The 25,802-nt window shown below is 57.0% G+C and carries 19 protein-coding genes and 1 pseudogene; 11 read left to right on the top strand and 9 right to left on the bottom strand.

Annotated elements, in window-relative coordinates; all coding sequences use genetic code 11:
- Nucleotides 1-173: 173 nt before the first annotated feature.
- Together WG29040_RS13890 and WG29040_RS13885 are read right to left on the bottom strand one after the other, a co-directional pair.
- Entirely contained in the window at nt 174-548 is a 375-nt protein-coding gene (locus tag WG29040_RS13890) for a tautomerase family protein (protein ID WP_003442316.1), read from the bottom strand.
- A gap of 6 nt (nt 549-554) precedes the next feature.
- On the bottom strand, nt 555-890 hold the full coding sequence (locus tag WG29040_RS13885) for a carboxymuconolactone decarboxylase family protein (protein ID WP_003442314.1): 336 nt from the start codon (nt 888-890) through the stop codon (nt 555-557).
- A gap of 107 nt (nt 891-997) precedes the next feature.
- Between WG29040_RS13885 and WG29040_RS13880 the strand changes: the two genes are divergently transcribed.
- Nucleotides 998-1,882: a LysR substrate-binding domain-containing protein gene (locus tag WG29040_RS13880; RefSeq protein ID WP_127196327.1), complete on the top strand. Its 885-nt coding sequence runs from the start codon at nt 998-1,000 to the stop codon at nt 1,880-1,882.
- A gap of 105 nt (nt 1,883-1,987) precedes the next feature.
- Here WG29040_RS13880 and WG29040_RS13875 read toward each other — a convergent pair whose 3' ends face one another.
- A complete protein-coding gene (locus WG29040_RS13875) occupies nt 1,988-3,619 on the bottom strand; it encodes a sensor domain-containing diguanylate cyclase (RefSeq protein WP_127196326.1) in 1,632 nt (543 codons plus the stop codon).
- A 358-nt stretch (nt 3,620-3,977) separates the two neighbouring features.
- The gene (locus WG29040_RS13870) at nt 3,978-6,377 is read right to left on the bottom strand and encodes a membrane-bound PQQ-dependent dehydrogenase, glucose/quinate/shikimate family (protein ID WP_127196325.1); all 2,400 of its coding nucleotides are present in this window, start codon (nt 6,375-6,377) and stop codon (nt 3,978-3,980) included.
- Between the two features lie 862 nt (nt 6,378-7,239).
- Between WG29040_RS13870 and WG29040_RS13865 the strand changes: the two genes are divergently transcribed.
- Nucleotides 7,240-8,532 carry a carbohydrate porin gene (locus WG29040_RS13865; protein WP_010656347.1) on the top strand — a complete coding sequence of 431 codons (1,293 nt, stop codon included), beginning with the start codon at nt 7,240-7,242 and terminating at the stop codon, nt 8,530-8,532.
- 330 nt (nt 8,533-8,862) lie between these two features.
- Here the strand turns inward: WG29040_RS13865 and WG29040_RS13860 are convergent, their stop codons facing one another.
- A complete protein-coding gene (locus WG29040_RS13860; RefSeq protein WP_029612571.1) occupies nt 8,863-9,966 on the bottom strand; it encodes a GlxA family transcriptional regulator in 1,104 nt (367 codons plus the stop codon).
- Between the two features lie 372 nt (nt 9,967-10,338).
- On the opposite strand from WG29040_RS13860, the gene WG29040_RS13855 reads away from it, so the two are divergent.
- The 4 genes from WG29040_RS13855 to WG29040_RS13840 are packed head-to-tail and all read left to right on the top strand — an operon-like array spanning nt 10,339 to nt 16,351.
- A complete protein-coding gene (locus WG29040_RS13855; protein ID WP_256681549.1) occupies nt 10,339-12,168 on the top strand; it encodes a DUF1302 domain-containing protein in 1,830 nt (609 codons plus the stop codon).
- Between the two features lie 28 nt (nt 12,169-12,196).
- Nucleotides 12,197-13,501: an MFS transporter gene (locus tag WG29040_RS13850; RefSeq protein ID WP_127196324.1), complete on the top strand. Its 1,305-nt coding sequence runs from the start codon at nt 12,197-12,199 to the stop codon at nt 13,499-13,501.
- A 55-nt stretch (nt 13,502-13,556) separates the two neighbouring features.
- Entirely contained in the window at nt 13,557-14,654 is a 1,098-nt protein-coding gene (locus WG29040_RS13845; protein ID WP_127196370.1) for a M14 family metallopeptidase, read from the top strand.
- Nucleotides 14,655-14,713: 59 nt separating this feature from the next.
- Nucleotides 14,714-16,351 (top strand): CapA family protein, encoded by a 1,638-nt coding sequence (locus tag WG29040_RS13840; protein ID WP_256681548.1) that lies wholly within the window; start codon nt 14,714-14,716, stop codon nt 16,349-16,351.
- 219 nt (nt 16,352-16,570) lie between these two features.
- On the opposite strand, the gene WG29040_RS13835 is transcribed toward WG29040_RS13840, so the two are convergent.
- Complete coding sequence (locus WG29040_RS13835; protein ID WP_127196322.1) at nt 16,571-17,968, bottom strand: glutamate decarboxylase; 1,398 nt, start codon at nt 17,966-17,968, stop codon at nt 16,571-16,573.
- Nucleotides 17,969-18,130: 162 nt separating this feature from the next.
- On the opposite strand from WG29040_RS13835, the gene glsA reads away from it, so the two are divergent.
- The 3 genes from glsA to WG29040_RS13820 all read left to right on the top strand — a co-directional run bounded on the left by glsA (nt 18,131) and on the right by WG29040_RS13820 (nt 21,771).
- Nucleotides 18,131-19,084, top strand: coding sequence for a glutaminase A (glsA, locus tag WG29040_RS13830; RefSeq protein WP_127196321.1), 954 nt, complete (start codon nt 18,131-18,133; stop codon nt 19,082-19,084).
- 14 nt (nt 19,085-19,098) lie between these two features.
- Nucleotides 19,099-20,676 carry an amino acid permease gene (locus WG29040_RS13825; RefSeq protein ID WP_127196320.1) on the top strand — a complete coding sequence of 526 codons (1,578 nt, stop codon included), beginning with the start codon at nt 19,099-19,101 and terminating at the stop codon, nt 20,674-20,676.
- 471 nt (nt 20,677-21,147) lie between these two features.
- The gene (locus tag WG29040_RS13820; RefSeq protein WP_127196369.1) at nt 21,148-21,771 is read left to right on the top strand and encodes a flagellar biosynthesis protein; all 624 of its coding nucleotides are present in this window, start codon (nt 21,148-21,150) and stop codon (nt 21,769-21,771) included.
- 149 nt (nt 21,772-21,920) lie between these two features.
- On the opposite strand, the gene WG29040_RS13815 is transcribed toward WG29040_RS13820, so the two are convergent.
- From WG29040_RS13815 to WG29040_RS13805, 3 genes and pseudogenes are all read right to left on the bottom strand, one after another.
- A complete protein-coding gene (locus WG29040_RS13815; RefSeq protein ID WP_256681547.1) occupies nt 21,921-23,144 on the bottom strand; it encodes a multidrug effflux MFS transporter in 1,224 nt (407 codons plus the stop codon).
- Nucleotides 23,145-23,161: 17 nt separating this feature from the next.
- The gene (gene fabF / locus WG29040_RS13810; RefSeq protein ID WP_127196318.1) at nt 23,162-24,454 is read right to left on the bottom strand and encodes a beta-ketoacyl-ACP synthase II; all 1,293 of its coding nucleotides are present in this window, start codon (nt 24,452-24,454) and stop codon (nt 23,162-23,164) included.
- A gap of 66 nt (nt 24,455-24,520) precedes the next feature.
- A pseudogene (locus WG29040_RS13805) lies at nt 24,521-25,039 on the bottom strand (efflux RND transporter permease subunit); the annotation flags it as partial.
- Between the two features lie 38 nt (nt 25,040-25,077).
- Between WG29040_RS13805 and WG29040_RS13800 the strand changes: the two are divergent.
- Together WG29040_RS13800 and WG29040_RS13795 are read left to right on the top strand one after the other, a co-directional pair.
- The gene (locus WG29040_RS13800; RefSeq protein WP_177412978.1) at nt 25,078-25,401 is read left to right on the top strand and encodes a hypothetical protein; all 324 of its coding nucleotides are present in this window, start codon (nt 25,078-25,080) and stop codon (nt 25,399-25,401) included.
- Nucleotides 25,401-25,802, top strand: coding sequence for a hypothetical protein (locus WG29040_RS13795; RefSeq protein WP_127196317.1), 402 nt, complete (start codon nt 25,401-25,403; stop codon nt 25,800-25,802). Before WG29040_RS13800 ends, WG29040_RS13795 begins: the two co-directional genes overlap by 1 nt.

Below are 25,802 nucleotides of genomic sequence, written 5' to 3'. Positions count from 1 at the left end.
GTTGCCGCGCTTGCAGGTCACCGATCGTCCGCTCCTGGCCGATTGCAGTCTTTCGTGACAGGCAGCAATCGGCGTGGGCGATCCCGGGCAATTTTCCGCCCTTTGCTGGAATCACGGAATCCCCGGGGAATTCAAAAATCTTCGTTCGCTCGCAGATCCCGTGATTGTTCCCGCTAGTTACCTCGCCCTCCTCCAAACGACCACTCATCGCCGGCCGTCGTGGTGATTATCACCATGACATCCTCTGCGTTCAGGCCCGTCGCCCGCCCCAACTTCTCGACCAGATCGCGGTAAAAACGCTGTTTGATCTCAACACTTCGAGGACGGCCTGCGGTAATCGCGATGAGCACAAAGTCATGGCTGCGCGGCCCGCCCTGGTAGTGGGGATCAAAGATCAGCTCGCCGACCTCATGTTGGTGAATGGCTTGGAAGCGATCCGTCATCGGTACTTCGAAGCTCTCGACCAAGGCATCGTGCAAACCCGCAGACAACGCCTGTAAATACTCGGCCGATTTCCCGCGGTGCAGTGAAACTCGTGTAAACGGCATCAACGGTTACTCTTGATGTTCTGGAAGGCAAGCCTGACGCTCACTGAGCAACTTCAGCGCCGAGGCGGCTGTCGGCCAACCGGAATAAAACGCCAGGTGGGTGATGACTTCGGCCAGCTCTTCGACACTCAGGCCGTTGTCCAGTGCACGCTGCAAATGGAACGGCAATTGCTCAAGTCGGTACATCGCCACCAATGCGGCCACCGTCGCCAGACTGCGATCACGGGGCTTCAATTGTGGACGCGTCCACATGTCACCAAACAAGACATTGTCGGTCAGTTCGGCAAACTTCTGCGGGTAGTTACCCTGCTGTTCCCGCCCCGTGACAATAGATGCGCTCATGATGTTTTACCCTGATGTCTCAATTGATGGAGGAAAACTATCAAGTCGCAACACTTCCGAATATCAGATTTAATAGCACCCATCATCCCGAATTAGTGGACTATTAAATGCGCCGACCAACCTTCGACCTCGACGTATTGCGCACCTTCGTCACTGGCGTGGAATTCAACAGTTTTGCCAAAGCGGCGGATCGTCTCGGTCGATCGACGTCTGCCGTCAGCGCTCAATTGAAAAAACTCGAGGAGCAGGTCGGTACGCCGGTCCTGGCCAAGTCCGGTCGCGGCTTGGTCTTGACCCCCACGGGAGAAACGCTGCTCAGCCATGCCCGCCGCCTGCTGGAGCTGAACGACGGCATTTTCCAGACTCTGTATGAAAGCCAGACAGCCGGGACCATCCGACTCGGGCTTCAAGAGGACTTCGGGGAGCACTTTCTGAGCGATATTCTGCGGCGTTTCGTCCAGGCTTACCCGAGGGTAAATCTCGAAGTCCGGATAGCCCGTAACGCCGAATTGCTTGCACGGGTCGAAAGCGCTGATCTTGACCTGGCCCTGACCTGGGACACCGGGCACCTGTCGCCTTACGCCACTCGCCTGGGTGAAGCACAGATGCACTGGATCGGAGCCCGCGATACGCCATTGCCGACGGACCTTCATCGCTCACCGTTGCCATTGATCCTGTTCGACTCGCCTTGCGTAATGCGCAGCGCCGCCACCCAGGCGCTGGATGCTGCGCAAATACCCTGGCGGATCGCCTTGACCAGTCCCAGCGTCGGCGGTATCTGGGCGGCCGTCGCCGCCGGATTGGGCCTGACGCTGCGGACCCGTATCGGGCTGCCGGGCCATCTAGCTGTAGTTTCTGGCTTACCCCCAGTGCCAAGCCTTTGCTATGTGCTTCACAGCGGTGGCGATGCCCCTACAGCGGCCACCCAACAATTGGCCGTATTGATCAAAACGAGCCTGCAAGAACAGGCGTTTCGTTTCTCGATGACCTAATGATCGAAGCTGCCCGAGGGTTCAATTCGAGCGATACGGATGGAAAATAACCAATCAGTGAGTTGATGGGCGGCCGCTTGGATATGTCCAGGATCAAGGGGCGACTCATTCGGATCCAGATTGAGGACTCGACTCCACGCGATTACGCCCCCCTTGTTTGGCACGATACAAGCATTCGTCCGCCCTCTTGAGTACGACCTCTGAGGTAGTAGATACGTTTTCACAAGTCGCGACACCGATCGAAGCCGTGATATGTCCAACACCCGAAATGTCGCATGTAGCGATTGCCTGGCGAATTCGCTCGGCAATCATGCTCGCCGAATCGATACCGGTCTCCGGCAAAATCAACAAGAACTCCTCTCCACCCGCTCGGCAAGCGAAGTCACCATTGCGTGAATGACTGAGGAGTGTTTGCGCAACCTGCTTTATCGCAACATCACCTTTGTCATGGCCGAAGGTGTCGTTTACCCTTTTGAAATGGTCTATATCCAGTGACAATATGGAGTATGTTCGGCCTGCCTGCTCCAGACCCAGCAACTCATCATTCATTGCTCGACGATTTGCCAGACCTGTCAGAGGGTCGGTAAGCGCCTGCTGACTTAGACGCCCCATCTTTGCTTGTAACAGGTACACACCGGTCAGCATCGCCTGACGGATAGAAAAGGCCTCTAGATACCATGCCTTCACGTTTCGAAGTTGGTCAGAGGCTTGCGTTGCAGCCAATTGCCCTGCGATCCTGGAAAGCTGGTCCAATGGCCGACAGATCATCAGAGCACCGATCCAAATCAGTACAAATCCGATCAATGCAGCAGGTAGCATTCCAAAAACCATGTCGCGCATCAACGTGTGCAAGGGTGCAAGGCTAATCTCGCGAGGCTGCTGTACGACGACGGCCCAACCGGCTCCAGGCACCTGAGCATATCCAGCAAGCATCGGTATGCCCTTGTAATTAGGCACGGCCACGGACCCGCTTTCGCCACGTAAAGCTGCATCCACGGTCTTGCTCCATCCGAGGGTCTCACCAATACGCGACGCATCAGGATGATAAAGTAGTTGACGATCCTGATCGGCGATGAAGGCAAATGTACCTTCATGGTGAAAATGCCGGCTGATTAACGTGTGAAGTACACTGTCCTGCTGCAGGTAAATCGAACCGCCTATGATTCCAATGTAACGGTTAGAGGAATCATGAATGGGTTCTGAGACGAATACGACCAGATTACCGGCTGCTGATTCATAAGCTGAGCTAATGTAGGGACGTTTCGCATCGATGGCTTTTCGAATCGTATCCGATCGCAAAGTTGAACCATTGATTTGCAGTGTGTCTGGGTACGCCTCCAGAACTTTGGCATTAGTATCGATAATTGCTATCGAGTTAAAATCTTCGTCCTGCTTTTGTAGGCGTACAGCTTCGGCCCGCAGTGCCTTGGTATTACCCCACTCCTTGCCCAACTCTTCGGCGCTGTAACGCAGATGGCTTTGTGCCGAATGAATGAACTCAGAGAGGCTTGAAGCTACTTTTGACGCGTAAGCACTGTTTGATTGCAGCGCATGGTCAATCAACGCATCCCGCTGCACTCTATATGCCGTGATCAGACTATTGCCCAACGTAGCCAGGACAGATAACAGTACGAGGGTGAAAATGAGCCAACGCAAGCCCAGAATCACTGCCGGCTGCCTCATGCTCACGTTCTCATCGGTGGACGAATCCTTGGGGTTGCCTGCTCTTGCCGTCATTGTCTACCGTGCCACCTCTATTAGTGTATGCCTGCTGCGAATAGCAGCTCTGCCAATATAATCTCTTATACATTTCGCGCCCTAAGCGCGCTTCAGACACTATGCATGAGCCCCGGCACTCTCTTAAGCTCAAGCGCTACGAGTTGAATCGCTCCAGATTTTCTAAATACATCGGAGTGACTGCTTCTGGCCAAAAGCAGACTAGCGGACCTATGAGATCAGGCGAAGTCCTCTGCTCGTAACAAGCACCACATTCAAGGCGTTATTCAGGCCGAAGCCGAACAACAACTGGCCTGGAACAAAAAAGCCCGCCTGCTGGGGAGCAGGCGGGCCATTTCAGTTAACGTCAATCAAGGCGTTATTTCTGGGTGATGCTGTCCGGCAATGCATAGGCAATGATGTAGTCACCGACATCAGGCGAGTGGCTCATGCCACCTGCGGAGATGACCACGTACTGCTTCCCGGTGGCGGGTGATTTGTAGATCAGCGGGGCTGCAACCGCGCCAACCGGCAGGCGGGCTTTCCATACTTCTTTACCGGTGGCCGAATCCAGCGCTCGCAGGTAGTAGTCCTGGGTGCCGGCGAAGAACACCAGGCCAGATGCCGTTGAGGTCGGGCCACCCAGTGTTGGCATGCCCAGCGGGATTGGCATGTGCGTTTTGATCCCCAGCGGGCCAGTGTCCTGGACGGTGCCCAATGGAACCTGCCAGACCAGTTTCTGGGTGTTGAGGTCAATGGCGCTCATGCTGCCGAAGGGTGGTGTGTTGCACGGTACGCCCAGTGGCGACTGCAGAATGTCGATTTTCACCCCGCCATAGATACCGGCGACTTGTGGGCGAATGGTTCCCATGAAGCCCGGGACTTCATCGGTCGACACGTTGAACTTCCTGGTGTCTTCCTTTTTGACCAGTTGCATCCGCAGCGGCATGCGCATGTCATTGACGAACATCATGCCGGTGTTTTCGTCTATGGAGATGCCACCCCAGTTCATGCCGCCCAGCAAGCCAGGCCATTCGATGTAGGGTTTTTCACTTGGCGGTGTAAACGGACCCAGGTAGACGGAGTCTTTGAACATGATCCGGCAATACAGTTGGTCGAAAGTCGTCACGCCCCACATCGACTTCTCGGTCAGCGGGTCGACACCAATGGTCGGCATCCCGACCGAGAACGGTTGGGTAGGCGACAGGTGCTCGCCTTCTGCTGCTGGAGAGGTAGGAACCGCACGTTCTTCAACTTCTGTAACCGGCTTGCCGGTACGGCGATCCAGTACAAAAATGTTGCCGGTCTTGCTGGTCTGGATCAAGACCGGAGTCTTCTCGCCCTGGGCGTTTTTGATGTCATAGAGCACAGGCTGCGAAGGCAGGTCATAGTCCCAGACGTCGTGGTGAACGATCTGATAAACCCATTTGGCTTTACCGGTTGATGCATCGACTGCAACAACGGCCGTGCCAAACTTCTCTTTAACCTGGTTGCGATCACCACCCCAGTAGTCGGGCGGGCCATTGCCCGTAGGCAGGTAGACCAGATTCAACTCTTTATCGTAGGTTGGAATTGTCCAGACGTTAGGCGTCTCCAGAGCGAACTGATGATCGTCTGCCGCTGTGTTCTTGCCCTCGGGTGCACCTACATCCCAGGCCCACACCAACGCGCCTGTCAGAACGTCGAATGCGCGCACGGCACCGGAAGGTTCGCCCGCCACAATGTCCCGTACCCAGCCACCGACCACGGTGAGGTGGCCCATGACAACCGGCAGCGAGGTGGGGTGATAGCGCTTGCTGTTTTCAGTCGGGCCCATGCCTTTCTTGAGATCGACATAACCGTTGTCGCCAAAGCTCGGGCACAGGGTGCCGGTATGCGCATCAAGCGCAAACAAACGGGCATCCACAGACGACACCAGAATACGCTGGCGGCACTGCTGCTCATTGCCATATGACGCCTTGACCTCAGCGCTCAGGCTGTCGTCTTTATCGATGTCGTAATAGCCCACGCCACGGCAGGTCACGTGCTCTTCGCTTTTGGCTTTGGGATCGAATTTCCAGAGCGGGGTCCCGGTATCACCGTCCAGGGCGGTTATCAGGTTTTCCGGGGTGCACGAGTACAGAACATTGCCGATCTGCAACGGTGTGTTTTCATCTACGCCCGCGCCGGCACCTGTGGTGCGACGACCTGTTCTGTAGGTCCAGGCAACCTGCAGGTCCTTGACGTTGTCCGGGGTGATTTGCGTGTAAGGAGCAAACCGTGTGCCCGAGGCATTACGCCCAAAGAACTCCCAGTTTTCAGGGGCGCTGTAGGGCTCTTCGGCCTTGGGTGCGTCAGTGGCGGCGACCGGGTTCGAGATCCCGCCGTGCGGGTAGAACGCAGCAATAAATGTCGCGACCAGTGCCAGGAATACGGCAAAACCGAACCGGTTAGCGGCGCGCCGGGTGCTCAGGGACGTGTCCGGCAACGCGGCGCCGACCCACAGACTGAGTGTCAGGATGATGGCCGGAATGACCAAGCGTGGCAGCAGTTCCCAATAGCTGAACTGACCCACTTCATAAAAGGCCCAGGCACAGGTCGCAAGGAATATGGCAACAGAGAGGGTGATAGCCAAACACTTGCGCAACACAAAGAGTGCCGCCAGTGCCAGATAAGCCAAGCCTGCGATCAAGTAGTAACTTGACCCGCCCAGCGCCACTAGTTTGATCCCGCCATAAATCAAAGCCAGTGCCACGGCAAATACAAACAGGGAAAACAGCACCCTCGCGATAGTGCTCATTGAGCGTCTTGAAGTTTGAGATGGTTGGTCATTCGTCATTTCGTGAATGCTCTATGGGTGAATACAAAACTGCCCGCACGCTGTGCGAACAGCTGGGTCGAATGTTCAGTTCGACCCGTAAAAGGCTGGGCATGGCAGGTGTCGGAATCAGACTACCGCCCTGCCGACAGCAAGCGAGCACCGGCAATCAGTGCATCAGGTTGTGCAGTCGCAATGAATACGCCGAAGGCTCTACGAAACGCGGGGAGGTGTTTGTCCGGGCACTGCTGGCCCGACGTTCCGAGAGTGGGCTGGAGACGCTGAGCTAGTTTATACGGGCGCTTCTTGGGATAAATCCGAAGGTTTGAGAAACATTGTTGGTGAAACAGTAATAATCCATGGCAACGAGGGGGTTTCAGCCCCTTATGTTTTCTCTTTTTTTGACCTGTGACTGATCTCAAAAGCACTAAGCGTTGAACACTAACGATCGTCGTTTCTGCAAGCGAAAGTCCGGATATCGCCAGCGGATTATTACTGCCTGCCCAATAATGTTTCTTAGTTCCCTGGATTTATCTGAAAAAAACATCGGCATAAACTTAGCCTTACGGCTCACACAACTAACAGGCCCTGCCACCTTCAGGGCCTGTTAGTTGTGTGAAGCGAAGACCCGAACGGCTTCGAGCATCAGCACCCCCGTCATAAACCCGCTCATGGACACCCCCTTGCACACCCAAGGAGGGACCAACTCGGCCCGGGATCAGGTGCTGACACCGCAGTTCTCAAGACGGTATCAGGCCAGAAAAGCCAGAGCAGGCCAGTTTCCAGCCCTGCCAGCGTGTCGTAGAGCGATACACCAACATTTTTTGCAACGGAGCACACCCCAATGTTTTTTTCTTTCCGCGCGCTGCTGACCACCAGCCTGTGCAGCGGTTTGTCGCTGTGTATCTTGAGTCCGTCTTCAGCACTGGCTGACACTTCCGACCTGATGAGTCGTTCGACACTCACCGGCGATTGGGGCGGTGAGCGCCAAAAACTGGCGGACAAGGGCATCACACTGACCGGTGACTACAGCTCTGAAACGATTTCCAACCTGCATGGCGGGATCAAGCGCGGTACGCGCTATGCACAACAAATACGCGTGGGCGCCAAGTTTGATCTGAGTAAACTGCTGGACACCCCGGACGCCGGATTTGTGCAAATTCTGGTTAACGACCGTCGCGGCCATAGCGCCACGGAAGACTTGCTCGGCAACCGCCTGTCTGCGCAAGAAAACTACGGTGGCGAATACACGCGACTGACCGAGTTCAGTTACCAGCGCAATCTGTTTTCTGCGGACGTGTCTGCCAAAATCGGTTACATGGTGATGGGCACCGATTTTGGTGGCATGCCGATCCTGACCAACTTTGTGAGCGCCGGCTTTTGTGCGCACCCATTGACCATGTCCAGCGGCAGCGGGTGGGGCAACTACCCGACGGCTCACTGGGGTGCAGAGTTGCGTTACGACGTCAACGACTCACTGACTCTGCAAACCGCGGTATTCCAGGTCAACCCGGAGCACAACAGCCTTCGCTCCGAAGCGTTTTCCATGCCCAGCCACGACTCCACCGGGGCCATTCTGCCGCTGGAAGCCATCTTCAATAACAACGCCTTTCTCAATGGCCAATACAAAGTCGGCTGGTACTACGACAGCTCTGACTCGCAAAAAATTGGCAGCACAGAAAAAAGCAGCAACCGCACCGGGGCTTACGTGTTGATGGACCAGGCAATCTGGAGGGATGAGCAAGACCCTGAAAGCGTGCTGCGCCTGTTCGGCCAGGCAGCCACCAGCAACGCAGCCACCTCCCCCATGCGTCGCTGGTACTCGGTCGGTCTGGTCAAGCAAAAGCCTTTTGCCAGCCGCCCCCATGACAGCATTGCCTTGGGTTATGGCCGGGCCGTACTCAACTCCCGTACGCGGGATGTTCAAGAAGCGACGGCGACCAGCTTCGGCGAATCCGAGATGATCGCCAACCTCGACAATGGCGAGCAGATGATTGAGCTTAACTATGGCGCCCAGGTCACTCCCTGGCTGCTGCTGCGTCCTGACCTGCAGTACTACATTGAGCCTGGCGCGTTCTCCGGCAAAAAAAGAGGCAACGCTTTGGCCGTGGGCTTACAGATCAAAGCAACGTTTTAAACAGAGGGATTGTGTGAGGTTCCAGCAAAAGCCTGCGGACCTTCACGATATCTCAACTTCAAGACTCAATGACCAAAGCACCCCTCATCCAAGATCGAAGCAGGTGATCGCTGCCAGATCCATAAGTCATCTCAACGCCTGAAAAATAACTGGGTGATCGCACTCACCGGGGAGAGCAAGGCAATTACAGCAGAGCAAGTCGAGGCAGAGGAATTGGGTTGATGCCCTCCGCCTCGACAGCCAAATCTTTGAGATCAAGGCCAACAGAAAATCACTTTGCTTATGGTGCAATCCATATCGTGGAAGACCGCCCGATTCATTGGTGTATTCTCACTGTTCTGACCTGTGGTCAGGCTCAATACTCAGTCCCTTGATCAAGTCATCGACTCTCTCCTTCGGCCCGGACTCGTCAGCCCGCCACCAACGGCTGGAAATGCGCATGGTGTAGCGACGACGGTACTCTGAAGGCGTTACTCCGGTAGCGCGTCGAAACAGGCGCCGGAAAGCACTGGCATCCTGATAACCGCAGTACTCCATCACTTCCGTTAGATCAACCAGGGTTACTTCCAATAATTGCTTGGCCCGCTCCACCCGAAGTCGGTGCAGATAGTCGAGCGGAGTCATGCCCTCCACTTCTTTGAAATGACGTAGCAAGGTGCGCGGGCTGGCTGCCGCTTCCTGGGCTACACGTTCCAGGCTATAGGCCGTCTGAATGTTCTGCTGAAGCCAGTGCTTGGCCCGGAACACCACGCTGTCCCGGGTCTTTACCGAAATGCCAGGAAAGTTCAGGCTCGAATGCTCAAAACGCATCGGGTGATAGAGCAACCCATTGGTCGCTATTTGCGCCATTTCTTCACCGGCAAAATGACGAATCAACTCCACCATCAAATCGCACACAGCCGCCGGTGCGCCCGCCGTAAAGACCAGCCCGTCAACCACCACCGGGCCCGCCATCGCCAACTGCACCTCAGGAAAGCTGGAGGCAAACCAATTGGCAATCATCCAGGTGACTGTCGCGCGCCGGCCGTCCAGCACACCGGCTCGGGCCAACATCACCGGGCCATTGAAACTGGCCGCGACGATGCGCCCTTGAGAGTGATAACGCGCGATGCAATTGAGCTCCTCGGCGCATTGATCGAGCACATGCTTCAGATCCGGCACGCTTTTCATCTGCACCCCCGGCACAAACAGCGCGGTCTGCGAGGGCCGCAACGATTTACGCCCACCGGCAGGCGACTGCATGCCTGACAACCAGTCCGCAAGCGGTAGCTCATTGCCCGCCGCGTCAATCAATCGCCAGTGAAAAAAAGCCCCTCGTTTATCCGGATTGCGCATCTGCCACAGGTTATTAAAGGTGCGCAGAATATCGATCACACTGAACAGCGTTCCGGTCATGCCATGGGGGCTGTGCAATAAATCTATTCGGACGTTCATAGACCTGCCTGGCGTTATTGAATTTATTTTTGGCGATATTAGCCCTACTTCCAAATGCTGTCTGCCTGCAACTCGTACTGCCCGCCCTGCCCTGTGCCCCTTGTCGGAACACTCAATACAACAGCCTGTTGACCCACTGTTATTCAGCGAGCTGCGCAAGCGGGCTGGCTCCTGCAATTCGCTGTGCCTGGGCGAACAGCATCAGGCTATTCATGCCTGTTTATAGCTGGCGATATCGACCCTATTGCTGTCGGTATTCGCCGTATTAAAGGGGATGACTTCAGCGCTAGACTGAAAAACGCCTGGCATTCACAAGAGAAACAAAAACAAAGGTATTAGTCAGTGACAACAACAATAAGAAAGAAGTGGGCCGTGACCCGGACTCCCGTATTTGCGGGGTTGGCCACGTCTGTGTTGAGCGTTGCCATGACTGCTCCGGCAATGGCTGGCGAGCTGGTATTCGGTGACCTCAAGTCAGGGTTGGGTAAAGGTATCGAGTGGCAGCAGGACGACACTCGCCTGAACCTCAAAGGTGCTCTGTCATTGGGTTCTGTGTGGCGCATGGACAAACCGAGCTACCGCTTGACCAGCTCCGAATACGGCATGAACCTGTTCAACGACGGCAACCTCAACTACAAGCGCGGCGATGCGGTTTCTACCTCTACCGAGGCCTACCTGCAGGCGGATCTGAGCCACCGTAATCTTGGCGTATTTGTAAGTGCCAAAGGCTGGTACGACTACACCCAAAAACACCAGAACGTCGACTACGGCAGCGTTCCAAACGGCTATCAATCCGGTGAACCGCTGAGCGATGACGGGTTTGACTCGCTGGCGCGTTTTTCCAATGCAGTCATCAACGACGCGTATGTTTACGGCACGTTCCAGCCTGGCGGGCACGACCTGCTGGTGCGACTCGGCGATCAGGCGATTCCCTGGGTCACGCCAACCACCATCGGCGGCGGTTTACAGGCAGTGAACGCTTTTGATTGGGCCGCGGCACGTCGAGCCACTTCAATTGCAGAAGCCCGTACCGTCGCGATGCCGACCCTTTACGCCAAGCTGGCGCTGACTGAAAACCTGTCGGTGGATGCATTCAACCAGTTTGAGTTCCGTCCCAGCGCTTATCCGGGGTGCGGGACCTTTCTATCGACCAGCGATTACGCTCAACCGGGGTGCGACCAGTTTCTTCTCAATGGCAGCATTTTGAGCTCCATGGCCGGGCGACCGATTTACACCACCGACGGCCAGGCCTTGAACAACCCTCTGGATTACGTGTCCCGTGGCCCGGACCATCGCCCCAGTAACAATCAGTTCGGCGCCAGCCTGCAATATTTATGGCAAGACGTCGGCATGTTCGGGCTGTATTTCGCTGACTACACCAGTCGTGAAGCAGTCACCCAGGCAGTACGTACTGGCCCCGGTGTTCTGACGCCGCCCGCCGCCAACCTCGGCCAGGCCAAACCAACGGGCATTGCCGCTTATTATCAACGCGCCTACCCGACCAGCATCCGGATGTACGCCCTTAATTTCAAAACCCGACTGCCAGGCGGCACAGGTATCTACGCTGAATACAGCTATCGTCCCAACCAACCGATCGCCTGGAACGGTTCCGATTTCATTGCTGGCCTGTTAGGGGGCAGCGGGCCCATGGGCTACCTGTCCAAAACGCCCACAGGCTATGTGGCCAGCGGTTTCGACAGGTTTCGAGTGAGCCAGCTCAATCTCGGCGCCAACCATCCTTTGGGCACTGTATTGGGCGGCGAGATGAAGTTGTCAGCCGAGGCGGGATTCAAATATGTCCACGACCTGCCCGACACTGACGACATCCGTTACGGACGCCCCGGCTTCGGCAGCGCGCCCTACGGCAACAGCTCGAAATGCACAGGCCCGGCGGCAAAATGTGCAATCGATGGTTTCGTCACGCCTTTCTCGTGGGGAGCTCGTTCCAAAGGGGAGATTCGTTATAGAAACGTCTTGCCTGAGCTTGACCTGACGCCTTCGTTAACCCTGGTGTATGACGTCAAAGGGCACGCCTATGACGGCGTGTTTTCCGAAGGGCGTTATGCACAGATTTTCGGACTGCAGGGGGAGTACAAAAGCGACTACAACTTTGAGCTCAACTACCTGAACACCGGGGGTGGCGATTACAACATGGTTGCAGACCGAAGCATGTTGGAAGCCAGTGTCGGCATGCGCTTCTGAAAAAGCTCCTCAATTAAAGGCCATACCCATGCACTCACTTCCCGATAAAAGACGTCCGTTCGTTGTTGCCTTGCTGATGACTGTGGTGATTATCAGCGTGCTGGATAAAACCATTTTTGCCTTCGCCGGCCCGCAGATTATTGACGAACTGAAACTGACGCCCGAGCAGTTCGGTTTTATCAGCAGCGCGTTCTTTTTTCTGTATTCGATCTCCGGGGTACTGGTGGGCTTTGTGGCCAACCGAATGCCAAGCCGCTGGATCCTTTCGGGCATGGCCTTGGTCTGGATGGCCGCGCAATTGCTCGCCGCCCTGTCCAGCAGCTTCGTCACCCTGCTCGTCAGCCGCGTCATGCTGGGCGCTGGTTGCGGCCCTGGCACAGCCGTCACCCAGCACGCCTGTTTCAAATGGTACGCCACCCGCGAGCGGGTGCTGCCTGCGGCGCTGATTCAAGTCGCAATCATGTTAGGCGCCATCGCAGGCGCCCTGGCCCTGCCGACCTTGATTGAACATTACGGCTGGCGTACGGGGTATGTGCTGCTGGCAGGTGTTGGCCTGGTGTGGCTGCTGCTGTGGCAACTGTTTGGCCGCGAAGGCCAGCATGACGATACAAAAACCGCCAATGGCAGCCTGTTGCCCACACTGCCCTACAGCCGACTGCTGCTCAATCGCACGTTTGTCTGCATTACTCTGGTCGCTTTCTGTAGCTATCTGCCCAATGCCCTGCTTTACAGCTGGCTGCCCACCTACCTGCAAAGAGGGCTGGGGATGACGCCGATGCAGTCCGGGTATCTGGTGCTCGCCACCACCCTGGGGGTGATATTCATGAATTTGCTGGTGTCCAGCCTGGCCCAACAAGCGATGAAGCGTGGCGCCAGCATACGCAAGGCGATGGTTATTCCGCCCCTCGTGGCATGCCTGATCGCAGCCGTGGCTTACATCATCATGGGCTTTAGCTCGACATCCCTGACAGTCACGCTGGGGCTGTTTCTTCTGGGCAGTATCCTTCTCAACTTGCTGTCAGCCTTTGGTTTCAGCATCGTCGCCCACATCGCACCGGCCCGACAGCGCGGAAGTATGCTGGCCATCCACATCGCCTTGTTGACTACGGCAGGCATGCTCGCACCTCTTCTGGTGGGTCAGGCCATCGGCTGGCAGGGAGGAGATTTAGTCACCGGTTTCGAACTGGCGATTGGCCTGTTCGGGATCGCACTTTTAGTGTTCACCGTACTTGGCCTGGTGCTCATCGACCCTGAGCGCACTCGTCGCGAACTTAACGCCATCCTTCCCGAGTCCGCCCCTTCAGCCGCCTGCCCGGCCCACATTGCGCAGTGACTACCCCCGCTCCCTGATCGCCAAATCTGGCACGACTGTTAATAGGACATCCATGATGGACGTATCCTGCTTTTCACAAAGCTACGCCGAAGCTCGGCAAAAATTCCTGCAGGCTTGCGCCAATGCCCATCTGGAAGTTGAATCCCGCGTCCACCCGTTACCCGGTCGCGATGGAGAAGAACTGGCACTTGATGTCGCACTTGTCGGTTCGCCCACAGCGGCCAACCTGCTGGTAGTGAGCAGCGGCGTGCACGGCGTTGAAGGCTTCTGCGGCTCGGCTGTTCAGGTGGATCATCTGCGCAATCATGATTGGAGCAGGCAGTGCCGCGCTCAGGATATGGCTGTGCTTTTTCTGCATGCAGTCAACCCTTACGGCTTCTCCTGGCTGCGTCGGGTCAACGAAGACAATGTCGATATCAATCGCAACTTCATGGACTTCGATCAGCCGTTGCCCGGTAACCCCGAATACACCTCGATCGCTCCGTTACTGGTGCCACGGCGTCAACCGCCCACTCTGCTCAGTACCCTCGGGCTCCTCGGGTATGCGTTACGCCACGGCACCAAAGCCTTGCAGTCGGCCATCACCCGAGGCCAGCACAGCGACCCTGACGGCTTGTTTTTTGCGGGCACCCAGCCCACCTGGAGCAACGTACAAGTTCGCCAGATCATTCGACATTATGGCGGCCAATGTCAGCGCATAGGCTGGATCGATGTGCATACAGGGCTTGGTCCCAGCGGCGTGGGAGAGCGTATTTATAAAGGACGCGATACCCCGGACGCGATTGCACGGGCACGAAGCTGGTGGGGTGAACAGGTCACCCTCAGCACACAAGGCACGTCTTCATCAGCGGTTTTAAATGGCACCCTTGATTTAGCCGTCATGCAGGAATGCCCCGACGCGCAATACAACGGATTGACCCTGGAGTACGGCACCAAACCCGGACCATTGGTGCTCAAAGCGCTACGTGCCGATCAGTGGTTGCACAACCAGGCCGCTGTCCCGACAGAACGGTTAATGCAGATCAAACGCCAACTGCGCGATGCCTTCTATATTGATACCGACCCATGGAAACGCCGGGTACTGCAGCAGGCGCAAGACGTGCTTGAGCTCACCCGGCTCGGGCTGGCCGGCACCTCGAAAGAACGCAGTTAAAACCGACTTGCGCTGTAATCATCAAGCAAACCAAGAGGATATTCAGGATGAATGCTTATATGTTTAAAGCCTTGAAGGAGCTTATACAGTCGATCAAATGCTGCCTCGACGGGCACGAAGCCGAGACCATCGACATACTGCGGCGCGTCGCTGATGGCGACCTGGAAATGGTCGAGACCATCAGCCCCGAGGAAGAGGCTTACGCGCGGGCGTTGTTCGGCTGGATTGCACAACAGGGCCCGAAGCGGGTCTTGGAGAGGCTTGAGCCGGTGCTCGCCGATCCTTCTCCATTACTCAAGGCGCAGATCCTGCTCGAGGATTTCCTGGTTGATCCCGGATTTGGAGTACTTCCCCCTGCCCTCAAGGACCCGATACACCAGCGCACCCTGCTCAGGCTTGGTCTTTTGCTGATGAGTTACATCTGCTATGAGCAGTTTCATTACCCGCAACCCGAAACAGGCGTGTATGACATCTCGGGCAATACTTTCCAGAAGACCAAGTGGCTTTACCGCTACTGGCTTAATCAACTTGAAGTTGCCGAAAAAGAGTCGGGGCTCGAAGGATTCTTCGCTGACCAGACCTTGAAGTTCCGTAACCTGAGTGACCCCTCAATTGAACAAGGGGGTGTGTTCCCGGTTATTCCCGTCCTCTCGGTTTCATGTGCGGGTGACTTGCTCGCGGTGGATGTGCTGACCCCCGAAAACACACCGCACCTGTTCGACGACATCACAGATTTTTACAGCAGCGCTGACATCGTTAGTGCCAACCTGGAGTCGACCGTTGATGAGAGCAAGCCTATAGGGCGCCATCAACAAACTGGCAAGCCGGCGCAAATGAACACCTCTGAAGCGATGTTCAACAAATTCCGCCATGAAGCGAAGATCAACTTCTTCAGCACAGCGACCAACCACGCGATGGACTGGGGCAAGGAAGGCGTGGAGGCCACACTCAAAGTGCTTGAGAAGTCAGGGGCCTACTACTCCGGCACTGCCCGTAGTCAGGCCGAGCAGGATGATGTCGTCGTCGTGGAAAAAAACGGCATCAAAGTGGCTCTCCTGTCTTACACCTTTGACCTCAACGGTCACTCACGGGACGGGGAGCTTTACCTGGCCAACGAAGTGAGATTCAACGACGTTGACCCGCCTACGGATTACGCGCTGATCAAAAAACAGGTCGCTGCCGCCAAGGCCAAGGGCGCCGACTGGATCATCGCCTACTGCCATTGGGGGTGGGAGTTCGAAATGTACCCCCATGAGAAAATTGTTGATGCCGCGCACAAGGTTATCGAGTGCGGCGTGGACACCATCCTCGGCAACCATGCGCACGTCAGCCAGCCAGCGCAAGTGATTCCACGCCATGGCAAGCAGGATGCGTTGGTCATCTACGCTTTCGGCGACTTTGTGAGCTTCCATCCAGAGAGTCGCAACTCAAAACTGGCCTACGCCGTAAAGTTCGATATTGGCAAAGCCCTTGGGGTGACCCGGCTGTATAACCTGAAGGTATTGCCCATCTATATCGTTAACGAAAAACGGGATACGACCGACTACAACTGTCGCATCGTCAAGTTCGAAAATGTCCTGAGCAACCCCGACCACTTTGGCCTGACCGAGCTGGAAAAGAGTCAACTGCCTCATCTGCGCGACAAGGTGTGGAACGCTATTCTGTCGCCGCTTTCGGACCTTTATTCAGACCTCTAAATAGCGGCTCGAACAATATCCGTTGTCAGCCGTGCTGGCTGCGAACGGGGCCACATGGCCCTCAAGAACAGATAGCGCCAAAGATTTTTCAAATCTATAGAAAAGGCATATCAAAGAAAAACGTGGGCGCGGTTGAAAGGCCCGAGATACTTTTGACCCTATGAAATAACTACTGTGCTCGGGTTTTTGACGAGCACAGTATATTTCGATTATCGCTTTCTACCGTCCGGCATGATTTCCCGCTTCAGCTTCACGGCCTTTAAAGCCGTGGGGCTGATGCTCAGCGAAGAATTGAATATCCCGCACAAAGTCGGCCAGCAACAATTTGGCCATGTCGATCGACATCCCCTGCTTGACCAGAATCCGCTGCACCACCACGTCTTCTACATTGGCAGGCAAGCTGTACGCTGGCACCAGCCAACCGCGGACGCGCAGGCGGTCCGCCAGGTCATACAGGGAGTAATTGGTTTTCGCCCCCGGCTTCAAACGCCAGGTCAGCGCCGGGATCCCCAATTGCGGATCACCGTTGTAGAGCATCTCGAACGGCCCGATCTTGACCAGCTCTCGCGCCAAAAATTGCGCTGTTTCGTAGCACGCAGAATGAATACGCTCATACCCCTCACGCCCCAGGCGCAAGAAGTTGTAGTACTGGGCAATGATCTGCCCGGCCGGGCGCGAAAAGTTCAGGGCGAAAGTCGGCATGTCGCCGCCCAGGTAGTTCACATGAAAAATCAGGCCTTCCGGCAGTTCCTTCGCATCGCGCCAAACCACCCAACCCGCGCCTATCGGTGCCAGGCCGAACTTGTGCCCGGAGGTGCTGATGGACTTGACCCGCGGTACACGAAAGTCCCAAAGAATGTCCGGTGCGCAAAACGGCGCCAGCATCGCGCCACTTGCACCATCGACGTGAAGGTCGACACTCAGGCCGCTGCTTTTTTCCAGATCGTCCAGGGCATCGGACAACGGTTTTACGGTTTCATACAGACCGGTAAATGTCTGGCCGAAGGTCGGCACCACCACGATGGTGTTTTCATCGACCCGCTCCAGCATGTCCTCAGGCCTCATGAACCAATGCCCCTCGGACATCGGTACTTCACGGATTTCTATATCCCAGTAACGGGCAAACTTGTGCCAACAAACTTGCACCGGACCGCACACCATATTCGGCGTAGTGGCAGCCTTGCCAGCCGCTTTGCGCTCCGCACGCCAGCGCCACAACGCAGCCAGACCACTGAGCATGCAAGCTTCACTGGAACCTACAGTTGAAGTGCCGAGGGTGGTGGCCGCCGCCGGGGAATGCCATAGATCCGCCAGCATATGGATGCAACGGTTCTCCAGTTCCGCCGATTGCGGATATTCGTCCTTGTCGATCATGTTCTTGTCGATCGACAGGTCCATCAGCTTGTGAACTTCATCCTCTTCCCATGTTTGGCAAAAAGTGGCGAGATTCTGGCGGGCGTTGCCATCCAGGTACAGCTCATCGTGGACCAACTGGTATACATCTCGTGGCGACTGCTCCGCCTCCGGGAAGCCCTTGGTCACAGCGGCGTGAGCCAGTTCAGAAGAACCAAAAACGGGATCTGTGGCCGACTTGTGCTTGATGCGGTGCAACGCCATAAGAACTCTCCTTGAGTAATGCAGGGTCTGTTTATTCACTTTGACTCAGCCTTCGCCAAGCCAGCATAGACAAGCATTTTGAGTCTGCTGTCCGATTCCCGACCACCGTGTATTTTCCGATCTATAGTTCCGTTTCTTTGAAGTACTCACGGAGCGAGCGCGATGAAGCAAAGACCCACGACCGCAGACAGCACGGTCAAACAAGCACTGGAGCAGGCACTGCAACAGTATTCAGGTAATCATCACGGCAAGAATGCCAGCTACATTCCTTTCCTGGCCTCAGTGCCATCCCATCTGTTCGGCATCAGCATCATGTTCTGCGATGGCACCCATGCCGAGGTAGGCGACACGGATTACGCCTTCGCCATCGAGTCGATTTCCAAAGTATTCACCCTCTCCCATGTACTCGATGAGGTAGGTCCACAGGCCTTGCGCAGCAAGATCGGCTGCGACCCCACCGGTGAGCCATTCAACTCGGTGGTGGCCCTGGAACTGCACAAAGGCCGACCGCTCAACCCCTTTGTGAACGCAGGCGCAATGGCCACTGTCAGCCTGGTTGAGGCCGATTGCGCCCAAGCTCGCTGGGACCGGATACAGGCCACCTACAACGCTTTTGCCGGGCGCGAATTGACAGTAAACGACGAGGTTTACCAATCCGAAACCAGCAGCAATCAACACAATCGCGGCATTGCCTGGCTGCTGCAAAGTTACGGCTACATGTACGCCGACCCCATGCAAGTGTGTGATGTGTACACCCGCCAATGCTCGGTGGCGATTACCTGTCATGACCTGGTGACCATGGGCGCGTGCCTGGCCAACGGCGGCGTCAACCCGATTACTGGCAAGCAAGTCGTGGCAGCCAAACACGTGGCGCCAATCCTCTCCGAAATGACCTTGAATGGTCTGTATGACACCACAGGCGACTGGTATTACAAGGTCGGCCTGCCGGGTAAAAGCGGGGTCGGTGGCGGCATTCTGGCTGTGGTTCCCGGCGTTTGCGCTATCGCCGCCTTTGCCCCGCCACTGGATGTGGCCGGTAACAGCGTTCGCGGTCAACTGGCCGCCGAATACCTTAGCCGCACGCTCAATCTGAGCCTGTTGCACGAATTCGCGTAAGGGAGCGGGTACTCATGGCTACCACCAGCAAAGCTAAAACCTACATGTCTTGGCTCACCATCTGCTTCATGATGGTTGCAGCCGTTGCCAGTATTCGTTCACTGCCCAGCATGGCCGTGTATGGCCTGGGTTCGGTTTTTCTCTATGTCATCCCGGCACTGCTGTTTTTTATCCCGGTTTCCCTGGTCGCCTCCGAACTGGGCACCGGCTGGAACGGCGGAATCTATGGCTGGGTCAGGCAAGCCTACGGCGACCGCCCGGGCTTTTTCATCATGTGGTTCATGTGGGTACAAGTGGTGGTCTGGTACCCGATTGTGCTTGGGTTTGGCGCAAGCACCATGGCGTATCTGATCAACCCGGAACTGGCCAAAAGCGGTGTCTTTACTGCCGCGGTCATCATCGTTTTGTACTGGCTATCGACATTTGTGGCACTTAACGGGCTGACGGCACTGTCGAAGCTGACATCATGGTTCATGCTGCTGGGCACCGCATTGCCCGCCGCGCTGCTGGTTTTGCTCGGCGTGGCCTGGCTGGTGCTGGGGCATGAGTCAGCAACACCGCTGACCTGGGATGCCTTGATTCCGGCCATTTTCGATACCCACACCACAGTTAAATCGGGCTCGCGCAACCTGCACCCGGATTTTTGGCAGGAATTCACCGGCGCCGTCACTGGCCTGGTTCTGATTGTGAGTAACTTCCTGGCGTTTGCCGGTATCGAAATGAACGCCATTCACGCCCGGGAATTGCGCGACCCGCAAAAAGAAATGCCCCGAGCGATTCTGTTGGCCTTCTTCATGATCCTGCTAGTGTTTATCCCGCCTACGGTGGCGATTTCGCTGGTGGTACCTGCTGACTCAACCAGCCTTACCGCCGGGGTTATCCAGGCTTATGCTGCGTTCTTCCAGGGTTTCGACATGCCTTGGGCAACCCCGATCATGGCCATATTGCTGATTATCGGTGCATTGGGCGGGGTTCTGGCCTGGACAGCCGGACCGTCCACAGGCCTGCTGTTTGTCGGCAAGGCCGGGATGCTTCCACCTGTGATGCAGGAGGTGAACAAGAAAGGCGTGCAGAAAAACATTCTGTATTTGCAGGCCATCATCGTCACCTTGCTGTCGACGATTTACATCTTTCTCGACAACGTATCCGACGCGTTCTGGATGATCAGCGCGATGGCTGCACTGATGTACCTGATCATTTACGTATTCATGTTTATGGCGGCCATGAAGCTGCGTAAAACACAGCCCAACGTAAAACGCGGTTATGTGCTCAAGGGGCTGCATGGCTGGTGCTATCTGGGGTTGTTTTCGACCTGTGTGGCGCTGATTTTCGGCTTTATTCCACCGAACAGCTTCAGCAGCATGCCATTTTTTGAGTATGCGGGGATTTTGTTGCTGGGGTTGATCGTGGCAGGCGTGCCGCCGTTTATCTTCTATGCGTTGCGCAAGCCGTCATGGCAGATGGTACCCAAAGCCGAGTCTGATCAATATTCTGCAGCGCTGCAGGATCTTCAAGCCGCGGACGACAAGGCTGCGAACGCGAGCACCAGCACGCCGCCGCCAGCATCCGCTGCAGCTCCAGGCGCAAGTTAAGGCATGTAGCCGCTGCTGAGGAACGAGGGCTGCGAAGCCATCACTGCGGTTCAGCCGATACACCGCGTGATGCCTCTCGCAGTTTGCGAACCCCGGCAGCGGCCACAGGTTCGCAAAAGGTTTTCTGCAGGAATAAAAAAGCATCCTTGAGGACGATTTTTTATGGACTGCAGCGCTACTCCGGCAGACGCCCCAGGTCGGGGTGTTTATCGAGAAAGGCCCGGTCGCGGCAGACGACCGGGCTGACAGGCTTGCTGGTCATCGTTTCCTCCAGGCAAAAAATACCCGCTATATGCGGGTTAATGGATAACGACCAAAAGGCTATGGTCAGAGCCGATTGCTTTCGTGCTGTTCACTCTGTCAAACGCATAAGTCAGCCAGGCGGTTGAGCTGCGTTTTGTCTTCTACACTCTTTTTCGGCCAGCTTTTGGACAAGCCTATGAAGGCCAAATATAAAAGGGAGTAACGATGATGGTTCGCAGAATTTTGGCCGTTGTGGCATTGGTACTGTTAGCCGGTTGCGCTATCAACAGGGCAGAAGTGGATGTTTTGCCGCCCGGCAAGACTCAGACACCTGCCCCCAGCAATGGCAAGAAGGTTTATATCCGCGCGGTTGATGATCGAGTTTTTCAGATCAAACCTACCAGCTTCGACATGCCTTCACTGAAGTACGACGAGATCGACGACAAGTCGATTACCGAGCGGGCGATTGCTCGTAAACGCAATAACTACAATATGGCCATCGGCGACGTGCTGCTGCCCAAGGGCCGTACCGTTTCAGAGCTGGTAGGTGATGCCGTAGCCAGCGCTTATCAGCAGGCAGGCTATGAGGTGGTTAGCGCTCCTGGTGCCCCTGATGTCCGTGAAGTCAAAGTACAAATCATTGAATTCTGGTCATGGTCCATGACGCAGGGTGTGCTCGACAAAGTACTGAGCAACAAGTCGTTTCTTCAGATAAAAACCCTTGGCATGCCTGAACAGACCTTGAAAACGCTGGTCAGTGAGAACGTGAAAGTGGCCACAGAAACCGACTGGAAGACAATCACCGAAGCAGGCCTTGAAGCCATTACTCAGGAAACCCTGAAGCAGCTCTAAGGGGCTCCTGAGCACTACAGGTCAGTGACCGTCTATTTCATGTACCCGCCCACGGTTGGTCATCGAAGTATTCGGTCACTCAATGTTTATGGTTACCAACCGCCTGCCCCCTGCCCGCTTTGCTTGGCAACACCAGTGGGATCGAATCTCTAAGGTCTAGCCGCCCGGCTTTCGATCTGTGTACCCGAAAAGAACACTATAAGCGCCACTGAGCAAACCGAGGTCTGGATAACGCCTAAGGTCAACACCGGCGCATACGCCAGCACCGACACCAACCAGGTAGTGACCGCCGCCGCCCCCATGGTCAAAAACCCGAGTAATGCCGACGCAAGCCCCGCCTCCTTGCCGAATGGCCCCATGGTGATGGCCGTCCCCAGCGGGTTGGCGTGGCCCATGCCGCAGAGGAAGATCACCATCGACAGCGAGTACCAGCCAAGTCCTGGGTCGCTCGGCCCCATCAGCAGCAGGCAGCCGGCTAGCACCGCAGTGCTCAGCCCGACAGTAGCAACGGTACGACTGCCGAACCGGCGGGCCAGGCGTGGCGCGGACATGCCGGCGGCGAAGACTACGAATACCGTGGCGGCGAAGTACAGCCCCGTCTGCAAGGAGGACAAGCCCATGCCGTTGATCAGGATCGCCGGAGCGGCGGCGAAAGAGGCGAACAGTCCGCTCATCAGCAAGCTCACTGCGGCACCCGGCAGAATGAAGCGGCTATGCGCGAGCAGCCGGCCGTAGGCGCTTACTACTTGTGGGATCGACTGTGTGGTTCGGCGTTCAGCCGGCAGCGTTTCGCCAAGGCCGCGCGCATAGAAAAACGCGATGACGACGGCAGCAATCCCCACCATCAGGAAAATTGCTCGCCAACCCAGCGCGGTGGTCAGCAGGCTGCCGAGCAGCGGTGAAAAACCGGGAGCTGCTGCGGTGGCGATCATGGTCAGTGACAGTGCTCGCGCCAGGGTTTCGCCTTCGAACAGGTCGCGTGCAATGGCGCGGGCCAGTACGGCGGCGGCGCAAACACCCAGGGCCTGGATGACGCGTCCGGCGATCAGCATGTCGAATGAGCCGGCACAGCCAGCAACCCAGGTACCGACGACGAACATAGAGAGGCCGCCGAGCACCAGGCGCTTGCGGCCGTAACGGTCGGCCAGCGGTCCGACCACCAATTGCGCGAGCGCGAAGGTGATGAAGAAGCTGGAAAGCGTCAGGCCCAGCTCGCGAGACGACACGCCGAGCTGCTGGCCGATGTCCGCAAAGGCGGGAAGGATGATGTTGGTGGACAGGCTGCTGATCGCAGACAGCCCCGCCAGCAGCGCCACGATCTTGCCGGTCAGCGGCGTGCCGCTGTGCCCGGCTGCTACATTGCCGAGGGTCACGGTTTCACGCGCCGCCCTCACGTTGTGGCCTCCCAGCGGCGGAACAACACGCTGGCGTTCACGCCGCCAAAGCCGAAGCCATTGGAGAGCGCGTAGGTGATTGGCATTTTTCGGGCATTGAGCCCGACCAGGTCGAGCCCCGTCGCGGCTTCGTCCGGGTTGTCGAGGTTCAGGGTCGGCGGCACGATCTGGTCGCGCAGCGCCAGCACCGTGAAGATCGCTTCGATGCCACCGGCAGCGCCAAGCAAGTGGCCGGTAGCGGATTTGGTCGAGGTGATAGCTACGCCTGCATCGGCGCCGAACAGCGTCTTGATAGCGGCCAACTCGCCGTTGTCGCCAACCTGGGTGGAGGTGGCGTGGGCATTGATGTGCTGCACATCCTCCGGGCTCAGGCCCGCCTGCCGCAGCGCCTGTTGCATGGCGCGGCGAGCGCCATTGCCATCCTCCGGCCCGGCGGTGAGGTGATAGGCATCCGCGCTGGTGCCGTAACCCACCAACTCCGCCAGCGGTGTGGCGCCACGTGCAAGGGCGTGCTCCAGGGATTCGATCACCAGCAAACCGGCGCCTTCGGACATCACGAAACCGTCGCGGTCACGGTCAAACGGCCGCGACGCTTGCTGCGGGTTCTCGGCGTAGCCGGTGGATAAAGCGCGCGCTGCCGCGAAACAGCCGAGGGTCACACGGTCGATCGCCGCTTCGGTGCCGCCACAGATGGCGATGTCGGCCTCGCCACTTCTGATCAAGCGAGCCGCATCGCCAATCGCCTGGACACCTGCCGCACACGCGGTGACCGGCGCGCCAAGGGGACCTTTGAAGCCGTTGCGGATGGACACATGCCCGGCCGCCATATTGGCCAGGAACGACGGCGCAGTGAATGGCGACAGCCGGCGCGGCCCCCGTGAATCGGTGGTGCGCACCGCGTCGGCAACAGCGCCGAAGCCGCCCACACCCGAGGCGATGATGGTTGCAGTTCGAACCTGTTCGGCTTCACTGGTCGGGTGCCAGCCCGCCTGCTCCAGCGCCTCATGGGCGGCGATCAGGGCGAATTCGATGAAGCGGTCCATCTTCTTGCGCTCCTTCGGCAGGATGACCTGCTCGGGTTGGTAACCCGCCAGCGCGTCTTCCTCGAACGTGGGCACCTGCCCGCCTACTGTCACGCCCGTGCCTTCGGTGATGTGCGCCGGCAGTGTGCGAATGCCCGAGCGCCCGGCCAGCAGGCGGCGCCACACTTCATCCACACCACAGCCCAACGGCCCGACCATGCCGGTACCGGTGACGACGATGCGTGTGTGCTGTTGAACGTTGCTCATTGGAACCTCTCTGTATCGTTCGGCGCTCTCCCGAGTTGCAGGAGAGCGCGTTGGTCGCAAGCGGCGTCAGGCGTTCGCCACAACGCTCAAATCATCGGTTTGGTCGCTTGGGCGGATCTTGAACCAGATGGAATACATTGCCGGCAGGAACACCAGGGTCATGACGGTGCCGACGAAAGTGCCGCCGATGAGGGTGTAGGCCAGGGTGCCCCAGAACACCGAATGGGTAAGGGGGATGAAGGCGAGAATCGCCGCCAGTGCCGTCAGCAATACGGGGCGTGCGCGCTGTACGGTGGCTTCGACCACCGCGTTGTACGGGTCCAGGCCCTCCTGCTCGTTGTGATGGATCTGCCCGATCAGGATCAGCGTGTTGCGCATCAGTATCCCCGACAGCGCGATCAGCCCGACCAGGGTGTTGATGCCGAACGGTTGCTGGAACAACAGCAGCACCGGCACCACGCCAATCAAGCCCAGCGGCGAAGTGAGAAAGACCATGACCATCGCCGATATCGAGCGCACCTGCAGGATGAGGATCAGCAGCGTCAGGGCGATCATGATCGGCAGCAGCGGCACAATCGCCTGGCGTACAGCGCAGGCACCGCGACGGCGACCTTCCTGGGCCAATGGGTGGCCTCCGAGATCGCCTCAAGTGGGCTCATGACTTTCAAGAGTTTTCCACACTCGACGCGGACAAGGCAGCGCGCTCGGAGATTTTCCATTCGCTGGCAGCCGCTCGCGAACACCAGGACAACTTCTACGCAGCCCGCCAGGTGTTCACATTTCGCCGCGATGAAATCAAGAAGCTCATGGGTTGGATCAACGACCTTCACCCCTCAAAAACCATCGAGCAGGTATTCACCTTGCTCGCGCGCGACGACGCAGACATCTACTGGCCAGCGATCGGCCTGGCGACCAAGTCAGTACGTCACCCAGCAAGGAGGCAATAGTGAGCACATCAAGCACAATACGCGTGAAGCTCAGCTTCCAATGGGGCGCCTGGCAATTCAGGGAGTGCTTCATCGCCATTTCCGAAGCCGTACGACAGGGCTACACCACCAACGATGAGCTGATCAACGTCCTGCCCCAATTTACGGTCAACCGCCTCGTCTTGGGTTTGGACAAACTGCTCGCAGCGGAGATGGCCCACCTCAACATGGACACGCTCTCCATCAATGATGACATGCGCATCGTCGAGGCACTCGCGGCTGGCCAGGTACTTGAGTTGCCGCTGAGCATCGAGCAACTGGAACGAAACGACTCACTGCTGAGCAAGATTCTGATGGGCATTGGCGTACGAAACCCGGCGGGTGCATTGTCGCTCTTGAAGCCAAAAGTTGAGGGGGTCTGA

Origin of the sequence: Pseudomonas sp. PAMC 29040 (assembly GCF_003994535.1) — a bacterium.
Classification (GTDB): Bacteria; Pseudomonadota; Gammaproteobacteria; order Pseudomonadales; family Pseudomonadaceae; genus Aquipseudomonas; species Aquipseudomonas paraversuta.
This window is presented reverse-complemented; position numbering and strand designations above follow the sequence as displayed.

Coding starts and splice junctions, on each gene's coding strand:
- WG29040_RS13890 (WP_003442316.1), bottom strand. CDS start 548: ATGCCGTTTACACGAGTTTCACTGCACCGCGGGAAATCGGCCGAGTAT.
- WG29040_RS13885 (WP_003442314.1), bottom strand. CDS start 890: ATGAGCGCATCTATTGTCACGGGGCGGGAACAGCAGGGTAACTACCCG.
- WG29040_RS13880 (WP_127196327.1), top strand. CDS start 998: ATGCGCCGACCAACCTTCGACCTCGACGTATTGCGCACCTTCGTCACT.
- WG29040_RS13875 (WP_127196326.1), bottom strand. CDS start 3,619: ATGACGGCAAGAGCAGGCAACCCCAAGGATTCGTCCACCGATGAGAAC.
- WG29040_RS13870 (WP_127196325.1), bottom strand. CDS start 6,377: ATGAGCACTATCGCGAGGGTGCTGTTTTCCCTGTTTGTATTTGCCGTG.
- WG29040_RS13865 (WP_010656347.1), top strand. CDS start 7,240: ATGTTTTTTTCTTTCCGCGCGCTGCTGACCACCAGCCTGTGCAGCGGT.
- WG29040_RS13860 (WP_029612571.1), bottom strand. CDS start 9,966: ATGAACGTCCGAATAGATTTATTGCACAGCCCCCATGGCATGACCGGA.
- WG29040_RS13850 (WP_127196324.1), top strand. CDS start 12,197: ATGCACTCACTTCCCGATAAAAGACGTCCGTTCGTTGTTGCCTTGCTG.
- WG29040_RS13845 (WP_127196370.1), top strand. CDS start 13,557: ATGGACGTATCCTGCTTTTCACAAAGCTACGCCGAAGCTCGGCAAAAA.
- WG29040_RS13840 (WP_256681548.1), top strand. CDS start 14,714: ATGTTTAAAGCCTTGAAGGAGCTTATACAGTCGATCAAATGCTGCCTC.
- WG29040_RS13835 (WP_127196322.1), bottom strand. CDS start 17,968: ATGGCGTTGCACCGCATCAAGCACAAGTCGGCCACAGATCCCGTTTTT.
- glsA (WP_127196321.1), top strand. CDS start 18,131: ATGAAGCAAAGACCCACGACCGCAGACAGCACGGTCAAACAAGCACTG.
- WG29040_RS13825 (WP_127196320.1), top strand. CDS start 19,099: ATGGCTACCACCAGCAAAGCTAAAACCTACATGTCTTGGCTCACCATC.
- WG29040_RS13820 (WP_127196369.1), top strand. CDS start 21,148: ATGGTTCGCAGAATTTTGGCCGTTGTGGCATTGGTACTGTTAGCCGGT.
- fabF (WP_127196318.1), bottom strand. CDS start 24,454: ATGAGCAACGTTCAACAGCACACACGCATCGTCGTCACCGGTACCGGC.
- WG29040_RS13800 (WP_177412978.1), top strand. CDS start 25,078: ATGGGTGGCCTCCGAGATCGCCTCAAGTGGGCTCATGACTTTCAAGAG.